This is a genomic window from Cyclobacterium xiamenense (genome assembly GCF_009467825.1).
GTDB classification, from domain to species: Bacteria; Bacteroidota; Bacteroidia; order Cytophagales; family Cyclobacteriaceae; genus Cyclobacterium; species Cyclobacterium xiamenense.
In genome coordinates this window covers 1-9,076 of sequence record NZ_WIOK01000062.1, presented here as the reverse complement: position 1 = coordinate 9,076, position 9,076 = coordinate 1, and the positions used below count along the sequence as shown (strand labels likewise).

6 protein-coding genes are annotated in these 9,076 nt (G+C 37.3%); all 6 read right to left on the bottom strand.

The window, feature by feature from the left end:
- Positions 1-231: 231 nt before the first annotated feature.
- Complete coding sequence (locus tag GCU44_RS22755; protein WP_154859689.1) at positions 232-1,431, bottom strand: redoxin domain-containing protein; 1,200 nt, start codon at positions 1,429-1,431, stop codon at positions 232-234.
- A 270-nt stretch (positions 1,432-1,701) separates the two neighbouring features.
- Positions 1,702-4,548: a type I restriction endonuclease subunit R gene (locus GCU44_RS22750; protein ID WP_154859688.1), complete on the bottom strand. Its 2,847-nt coding sequence runs from the start codon at positions 4,546-4,548 to the stop codon at positions 1,702-1,704.
- Entirely contained in the window at positions 4,545-5,684 is a 1,140-nt protein-coding gene (locus tag GCU44_RS22745) for a hypothetical protein (protein WP_154859687.1), read from the bottom strand. The genes GCU44_RS22750 and GCU44_RS22745 overlap by 4 nt, the downstream gene beginning before the upstream one ends.
- A gap of 1 nt (position 5,685) precedes the next feature.
- Positions 5,686-6,975 (bottom strand): restriction endonuclease subunit S, encoded by a 1,290-nt coding sequence (locus tag GCU44_RS22740; RefSeq protein WP_154859686.1) that lies wholly within the window; start codon positions 6,973-6,975, stop codon positions 5,686-5,688.
- Positions 6,976-6,978: 3 nt separating this feature from the next.
- Positions 6,979-8,547, bottom strand: coding sequence for a type I restriction-modification system subunit M (locus tag GCU44_RS22735; protein WP_154859685.1), 1,569 nt, complete (start codon positions 8,545-8,547; stop codon positions 6,979-6,981).
- A gap of 4 nt (positions 8,548-8,551) precedes the next feature.
- Positions 8,552-8,746: a helix-turn-helix transcriptional regulator gene (locus GCU44_RS22730; protein ID WP_154859684.1), complete on the bottom strand. Its 195-nt coding sequence runs from the start codon at positions 8,744-8,746 to the stop codon at positions 8,552-8,554.
- Positions 8,747-9,076 lie beyond the last annotated feature (330 nt).

Sequence of the window (9,076 nt, the reverse complement as noted above, 5' to 3'; positions counted from 1 at the left end):
AAAAAACCCGATCCGGTCCTTCGTGGACTTCGAGGTTACCGGATACTTGCTTCCGGAGCCTTACCAACATCCCCAACTTCACCTGCCTGTCCTGTAACGGGATTCAGCTTGGAGACGGCGGGCATTCGGAGCAGTACCCTTGAAGCTTACTCCTAACTTATTAAAGATACAGATTTTCAAATTTACTCGGTTCCGCCCGCTGTATCCAAGGTGATGTTACCACCCGTATTTTTATTTGTCTTTTATTACAAGCACTTCAATCGTTCTTTCAGCATCTACAATCTCCAAACCTAGTTTCCTTAGTTCTTCATGAATTTGTTCAGGATTTTCATTATACCAAGGAAGTTCCAAATCGTAATTGCCTTTTAAATTTGTCTCGTCAACTACTGGTGTATCTAGTTGACTTTCTAAAAAACTAGCAACCATCTCAATTGAAGAACTTTTCATTGATAACCCTCTGCCGCCATAACTTGCGAAAGATTCTGATTCTTTCGGAGATTCTTTTATTTCAATTGTTCTTCCTTCAATTGGTTTAAGGATTTTAACAGGTCTTACTCTTCCTTCTATTGTTGATTGATACCCAAAAAATAAATCTAATTGTTGTTTCATTATTTCGAATCGCTTATCACCAATTTCTTCTGGAACAATCACCTCCAAGCATATAGCATTCTGCCTATTAAACTCAAGTTTACCCTTATCTTCAATCTCTACAATAGTCCTAATTCCAGTAGGAAATTTATACGCAATTTCATAAAGTGCTCTTGCAGTTAAATTTGTAGCAATAATTCTCCTTCCATTATATGGTCCTTTACCTCCTGATGTATTAGAAAATGAAGGGTACCCATCTTTAAACGGGGTGATAGTAACTTGGTAAGTAAAATTTTCGTTTCCTGAAAGAGGTTTGGATGGATCAAAATCAATTACTTCTTTCTTTTCCTTTAGACTTATCTCTTCATTATTAAGGACCTTAGTAATCAAATCTTCATTTATTTCTGACGAAGTGGTTATTGCTTTAATGACTCCTGATTTATCAATAACTATCGTATGAGGGATTGCCCTATGCGGAAAGATTTGAGCTAATGCTCGTTTTTCATCTATAACAATAGGAAGATTCATCTCTCTTTTTTCTAGAAACCTGTTTATCCTAGCTTCTGGGTCATCGGTTATGGTAATAATTTGAAGCTCTCCAGCAAATTTTGTTTGAAGCTCTTCTAATTGTGGAAATGATTTAATACATGGAGCGCACCAAGTCGCCCAAAAATCAAGAATTACAACTTTGTCTACAAAATCAGAAAGTTTAGCCTCGTCTTTTTGAAAATTCAAAATATTCTCAAAAGTGAGTTCTGGAGATTTTATTCCCAACTTCGAGCCTTCTTGAGAAAATGATTTAATTGTTAATAGAAGAAACAAAATTACAGTCAGTCGTTTCATTTGGTTTGTTGTTTTAATATGGGTGGTAACGGTCTAGGCTATGCGTAGTGCGGGATTTCAAGGCACTTCACTTTCCGTTTAGCAGATAGTTTATTTAATGTAAATACTTCCATATCAGCACTTTCTCCCGCATTACGTATAGCCAATGTTGTGCAATCGTGCTTTATTTTCTTTCGTCCGTGCGTAGGGACACACTCTTTGACAAGCTTTGGCTGGTGCGGTTGGTTTGAGCGGCTTGGCAATGTGTGTGGCTTTGAAGGGTGGGCTTTGTCATCCTGTTATTCCATTTATAAACGTTTCAACGAACTTTAAAATCTTGTCAGTGACTCTTTCGGCAATAGTCGCTCTTTCCTTTAAACTTGGTCGCTTGTTTAAAAGTCCGATTACGTCATCTCTTAGCGGTTTCTTTTCTGTGAAGAGATATTTGCCAATTACTTCTTGAAGCTTTTCACTGTCCAAGTTTTCTTCTTGGCTGAGTTTGCTTAACGCTTCTTTTCGTTCTTCGCTCCAATAGCTTTCAAATTCGTCTGGAATGTCGTCCGAATCTGAAATATGAGGCAGATTCTCTTGGATAAACTTTTCAATTAATTCTCGTTTGCTTCTCAGTTGTGCATCACCTGCAACAATTTCAATCAAAGCTTTTTTCTGCTTCTCTTGTTCCTCAGGCGTTGCATCTTTCAACTTGGCAAGCAACTTTAAAATATAAGCTACATTGATTTCATCTCGGTGAATCAATTCCAATTCAAAATCTATATCGCCTAAAATGCTGACCTTCTCTTTTTGATTATGTCCTTTGGCTTTGTCGTACAAGTCAAGGTATTTGCTTTTGTAATCCTCAAAAGACTGTTCTGTCATGGATAAGTCGTCAAACTTGAATTCTGTGAAGGTTGCTAGTACATTCTTCAAGCGCATCAATTCACGGAAAGCCTGAATGAAAGCCAATTCTTCTTCTTCACTTGGTAAATCGTTGACACTGTTTACCGTTGGTGCAATCTGCAATAATGCAATAAATGCCTGGTTGAATTTCGTAACATACTCCTCATAAGGCTGCATGATGATTTCCTCAATCGCATTCTTATTTGAAAATAGGGTAATGGCTTCATCGGTGGCCTCTTTCAAATTTCTAAAGCAAACAATGTTACCTTGCGATTTGACTTCATTCAAAATTCGATTTGTTCTGGAATACGCCTGAATTAATCCGTGATATTTCAAATTCTTATCTACGTAGAGCGTATTCAAATGCTTACTGTCAAAACCTGTCAAGAACATATTGACTACAACTAGCACATCAATTTGACGGTGTTTTACTCGCTTAGCAATATCGTTGTAATAGTTGTAATAAGATTGATTGTCTTTGCTTGTATAATTTGTTCCGAATTGTTTGTTATAGTGTTTGATGAAATCTTCTAGTTCATCTCTTGTATGTTGCGAGTTGTATTCTGCTTGAGGTTCTGCTGCCATTAAAAACTCTTCATCATCTACAAAACCAACAGCATCTTTGTCTTCCTCATTTGCCGAATATGAAAAAATGGTTGCCAATCGCAGATTGTGCTTTCCTTCTTCTTTTTTCTTTAAAAACAATTTGTAATACTCAATTAGAATCGGAACACTCGAAACGCAGAAAATAGAGGTAAACTCTCGGCTATGTGTCTTTCGGTTATGATTGGTAATAATGTACTCGGTAATGTTGTCTAAACGCACTGGTGCATCCATTACTTCCGCTTCATCAATGGCTTCAACATTAATGTCAAGGATATGGTCTTTCTTTTTAAAAGTTCGGATGTACTCAACAGAAAATTTGAGAACATTTCCATCTCGAATGGCGTCTGTGATTACATATTTATGCAAGCAATCACCAAACAGCATTTTGGTAGTTCTCTTGCCATATTCATTTTTACCTGCATTGGGTTCGAAAATGGGCGTACCCGTAAAACCAAACATCTGGCAATTTTCAAAAAATCGCTTAATGTCTTCATGGGTTTTACCAAACTGACTTCTATGGCACTCATCAAAAATGAATACGATACGCTCATCTTTTAAGGCCTCCATTTTACCCAAATAGCGGGTTTTGCTTATGGCCGTATTGAGTTTTTGAATGGTTGTTACAATCAGTTTGTTATCGCCTGAAAGTTGTTTTACTAGAGTGTTGGTGTTGTTGGTTCCGTCAATACTTCCTTTACTGAAAGTATTAAATTCTTTGGTTGTTTGGTAATCCAAATCCTTACGGTCAACAACAAAAACTACTTTATGAACTTCCTTTAGATTGGTGAGAATTTGAGCGGCTTTAAAAGACGTTAAGGTTTTGCCCGAACCTGTGGTGTGCCAAATGTAGCCGTACTTGGTTGTTGTCTTTACACGTTCAACGATGTTCTCAACGGCATAAAACTGATATGGACGCAGCACCATTAGAATCTTTTGCGATTCGTTTAGAACGGTGTACTTGGTTATCATTTTAGAAATGTGGCAAGGTTCTAAAAACACTTCTGAAAATGCGGCCAATTGGGTTATCAAACGGTTCTTTTCATCTGCCCAATAAAAGGTTTGTTTGAATGAACGTGCTTTTATGGGTGAGTTTGCATAATACTTGGTATTTACACCGTTGCTGATAACAAAAATCTGTACAAATTGAAACAAGCCATGACCTGCCCAATAGGAATGCCGTTCATAGCGATTGGTTTGGTTGAATGCCTCTTTAAGTTCTAAACCTCTCCGTTTCAATTCAATTTGAACCAATGGCAAACCATTGATTAGAATGGTTACGTCATAGCGGTTTTTGTGCGTACCCTCCATGGCGATTTGCTGTGTAACTTGAAACTCATTTTGGCACCAATGAATTTGATTGATGAGTTCTACAGTTTTAGTTTCGCCCTGGGCATTGGTGTAGGGCACACGGTCGCGCAATGTTTTAGCTCGCTCAAATACATTGCCTTTGTTTATGTAGTTGAGTATTTGCTTAAAGTCGTTTTCGCTTAACTGTACTTTGTTGTGTTTTTCTAACTGACTTTTAAGATTAGCCAAAAGTTCATTTTCATCACGAATGACCACTTTCTTATAGCCCAACTTTTCAAGCTGAGTAACGAGATTGTTTTCTAATATTTGTTCGGGTTGTGTGGTCATGCTTCTGCTTCTGGATTTTTTAGCTCATTGGCAAAAGCCATTATTCTATCAGTTAAGTTCGGAACTACTGTTTTGAACTCTGTCAATTTCGGTCTTTCGACCATAGTTCTTGCAATATCATCTCGTAAGGGTGGTTTTTCACTGAACAGATATTCGTTAACGACTTCTTTTAGGTAGTCAACTTTTAAATTTTCTGCTGTCGCAAAATCATTAAGTGCTTGCTCATTCGCTTCTGTCCAAAAAATTTCTTCGTCAAAGTCGGTAACAAGTTTTTCAACTTTCTTTTCAGTAGATTTTTCGGTTTTTTCAAGAACTGGTTGCTCAATAGAAGTTTCAGCCTCAATAGCTTCCTCAATGACTTCCTTTGCTTCTTCTGTTGTTGCAACAGCTTCTTTAGTCGGATCTTCTTCTGTTTCAACAAGGTCTATATATTCTGTGTAATAGTATTCCTCATACTTATCGTAGGCATTTTCATAGAGAATTTTACTAAAATCGACCTTGATAGTAGAAACGTGGTGCATATCATCGAGCCAATCATTGAAATCGGTCAAGTCTTGATAAATTAACCTGTCTTGTGTTTTTAGCTTAAGCAAATATTTCTCTGCTATTTGTTCAATCATAAACGAACAAATACCATCTGTTATGGAACTAATAGATTTGGATAGAGTAATGCTACTTTCCTGATTTTTTGGATAATCACGTCCATGTGAAATATCACCTCTTTCATTGCGAATGGCTGATACTTTTGCTACAGCTTCAATGGCTTGTTCTCTTACTTTTCGTTTTGCATTGTCTTTGATTTTCTGGGCAACAGAAATATCTATAAGCATATTTGCAAGTGACTCATGTATTTGTGATTCAACATAGTCAGTATAAACTTCATCGAAAGCAGTGTTCGTTAATACCTTCAAATCATTTTTACACCTAGTTCTTAGTGATTTGCTACTATTGTACTTTTCACTCAGAAGCGAAAGCCCTTTAAGGCACAAACCTTCAAGTAAGGATTTACATGTTTCTATAGCAATATCAGGATGGATGCTCTTGTTTTCTTCAATTTTATCAATGAGCGTCAAATATCCCTCTATGCCTGGAATGAGTCTGGAATGATTTGATATGGATTGTTTGGTAAGTTCCATATCACACAAACATTTTTTGTAGTAAACCCTTTTTGTACTCAATTGAACCTTCTATCTCAACTCCGATTGATTCAATTGAATCATCCAAAGAAGTCAAGAAGTCAGCTATTTTATTTTGTTCTTCCTCCTTTGGTAGAAGCACTGGCAACTTCATTAATTCCACTTTAGACATGTTAAACCGCGTACTTCCTTGAGCAAGTTTTATTACTTCCCGTCTAAATAGTTCGCTTCTGAATAAATAGCGAGAAAACTGAGGAACTAATTCTGTGAGTGAATTTGGACGAAAGCCAAAGCAAAAGCTATTTAAATAGACGTCACCAACTTCTTCAAGCATTACAGATGCTGTTCCAATTTCATTTGGCGTTTCGGATGAAGTAGTAAAGAAAACATCACCGTATTGTACCTTGTTTTGGTTCTCGTTTTCGTCAACCCTAACAAAACCAAATTCCTGAACATTAATTTTAGAATTACTGAAAATCTGCATGTATTGGACATAGGGCATGCCTTCTCCAAAATCAACTTTAGTTTTACCTGTCAACCCATTAAATGTGGCTCCAATTTTCCCCAACTTCTTCTCCTCCCAATCTGGAAAGTCATTGCCGTTATGGTCTTTAAAGCGTATTTCTTGCGAAAAGAGTTTTTGCATCACGCCTTTTTTGTACTCTTCTAGCTTGGCTTTTTTCTTTTGTAAGAGTTGAATGCGCACATCAACGGCTGAAAGGAAGCTGGTGATCTTTTCCTGCTCTTCAGGTTGTGGTATTAACAAAGGTATTTGTGCAAGTCGTCCCGTTGATATGCCTAACACTTTAGTCCCTTGCGCGATTTTCATCACAGCCAAGCGTACCATCCTAGTTTTCATTAGAAATGATGCAAAGCCCTTAATCACCTCACTTGATTCTTTTCGGGCTAAAAATGTGTGTAGACCGGCAACAACACGTTCATTGTTTAAATTAAAAACCTCAATTGCCTTTCCGATATCATTGTAATCTTCTGATGCATCGGCAATAATTAAATCACCTTCTTGTAAATAAGAATCTTCACTTATTCTCGAAATGTCTATTTCTTCATTTATGTAGGGAACTAACTCTTCTGTGATATCGAAAAGAGAATTGAATTTTGTATGGATATCTCCGTAGTGAATATTTTTCACCGTTCCATTTTCATAATTTAGGTTGTCTCTTGAATAAGAATTAGTGGTTTTAAAAGAATAGATTTCTTCAAACCTTTTCTGATTCCAATTTTCATTGAATTCTGGAAATCTTAAATCTGGAATTAAATTCACATCAACCATAGACTAAAAAGGAGTTGAGATATTGAGTTCAGCGCAAAAGCCTGCAATGGTTTCTTTGTTGCCTTTCAAATCTGATTCTACTTGTTTGAGTTCCTCAGAAACCACATTCAAATCCACTGCTTCTTCCTCCTCAAAGGAGTCGACATAGCGAGGGATGTTCAGGTTATAATCGTTTTCGGCAATCTCAGCCAATGTGGCAACATAACTGTATTTCTCGATGGTTTCACGATTACGATAAGCACTAATTATCCTTTCAACATCCTCATTTCTCAGCACATTTTGATTTCCTTCTTTCTTATAATAATCCTCACCACTAGCATCAATAAATACGATATTGTCATCAACTTCACGACACTTTTTAAGTACGACTATGCATGTCGGTATTGAAGTGCCATAAAAAATGTTTGGTGGTAGTCCAATTACTGCGTCCAAAGCATTCATTTCTTTAATAATGTATTCCCGAATATGCCCTTCGGCTGCACCTCTATAGAGAACGCCATGAGGAAAAATACTTGCCATGATGCCATTGTCTGCCAATTGATAAAGCATATGGGTCAAGAAAGCGTAATCGGCTTTGGTTTTGGGTGCTAATCGACCATATTGGCTAAATCGTTCATCTGTATTAAATAGTGGGTTCGCATCACTTTTCCAATGCGCAGAAAAAGGTGGATTGGCTACTACCGCTTCAAAACGCTTATCTAAATGTTGAGGGTTTTCTAAAGTATCTTCCTGCTCAATATTGAAATTTCGGTAGTGAACATCATGCAAAATCATGTTCATTCGGGCAAGGTTGTAGGTTGTGCGTCCTAATTCTTGCCCGTAAAATTCACTTACATCTGCTTCCTTGGCTACTCGCAAGAGCAAAGAACCCGAACCACAAGTTGGGTCATAAACCGATTTTAATTTTGATTTTCCTGTGGTAACAATCTTTGCAAGAATTTTGGAAACTTGTTGAGGCGTATAAAATTCCCCTGCTGTTTTTCCTGCACCTGCTGCAAATTTTGCAATCAGGTATTCATAAGCATCACCCAATACATCCGATTCAATTTCTTCTAGTTTGAAATCAATCTTATCAAGATAATTCAGGATTTTTACAATGATTTCATTTCTCGCACCAACGGTTCTACCAATTTTGGTGGAATTCAAATCCAAGTCTTCAAACAAAGCATTAAAGTCCTCTTCAGATTCTGTACCCATTGTGCTTTGCTCAATGTGGTTTAGAACAGCTTTAAGGTCTTCAAGAATGTAGTTGCTTTCGCTTTCCGTGTCTGCATTTCCTTTGGCGGCTATTATCGAAAAAAGCTGAGAAGGTTCTAAGAAGTAACCCAACTTTAATAAAGACTCTTCTTTAATGGCGTCTAAGGTTTCTTTTTCAGTTACTTTTGTATAGTCCGTTACAGCTTCACCAATCAGAAGTTCATTGGCGTAAAGTGTTTGCTTTTCTGAAAGATACTTGTAAAAAATAAAGCCTAGAATGTAGTCTCGGTAATCGTCTGCACTTATTTTTCCTCTCAGTAAGTTTGCGATTCCCCATAACTGGCTTTCAAGTAATTTCTTTTGGTCTTCTGACATATATCTAGTTTTTATCTTCTTTAATTAAGTCTTTCACTTCCACTTCAAGGATTTTGGCAATCTCAAAGAGAATTTCAAGTCTTGGTTGTTGTCGGTTTTGCACGTATCCGTTTACCATGTTGTAACTTTTTCCAAGCTTCTCAGCTAGCCAAGTTTGTTTAATTCCTTTTGCTTCAAGCACTTCCTTTATTCGGTTCATGTCCGCATAAATTTAAGTCGCTAAAATAGCCCAAATTCTCCGCTTATCTCATTTTTCAATATACATTTCGTTCGTTTTCTTGTTAGTCCGTCCGAGCGTGGGCAAAAAAATAGGCTCTTTTGGTTTTTTGCGTTTGGCTTGTGGGTCGGCAAAAACCAAATGTGCCTATTTGCGCGTGGGCTTTTTTCAGCATGTTGCACAACGTCCGGGGCTTGTGGGCGGCAGGCAATCCGGAGCCCTTTTCTTGCTCGCTTTCACAAACTTCCTTAAATGTACTAAAATAATATTTTATCCGTAAACTGCCTGCTGCACCCAAGCTTGGGTTACAGG

What these genes read in the sequence shown, in the direction of transcription:
- GCU44_RS22745 (WP_154859687.1), bottom strand. Translation starts at nt 5,684, where the DNA reads ATGGAACTTACCAAACAATCCATATCAAATCATTCCAGACTCATTCCA.
- GCU44_RS22735 (WP_154859685.1), bottom strand. Translation starts at nt 8,547, where the DNA reads ATGTCAGAAGACCAAAAGAAATTACTTGAAAGCCAGTTATGGGGAATC.
- GCU44_RS22750 (WP_154859688.1), bottom strand. Translation starts at nt 4,548, where the DNA reads ATGACCACACAACCCGAACAAATATTAGAAAACAATCTCGTTACTCAG.
- GCU44_RS22740 (WP_154859686.1), bottom strand. Translation starts at nt 6,975, where the DNA reads ATGGTTGATGTGAATTTAATTCCAGATTTAAGATTTCCAGAATTCAAT.
- GCU44_RS22755 (WP_154859689.1), bottom strand. Translation starts at nt 1,431, where the DNA reads ATGAAACGACTGACTGTAATTTTGTTTCTTCTATTAACAATTAAATCA.
- GCU44_RS22730 (WP_154859684.1), bottom strand. Translation starts at nt 8,746, where the DNA reads ATGAACCGAATAAAGGAAGTGCTTGAAGCAAAAGGAATTAAACAAACT.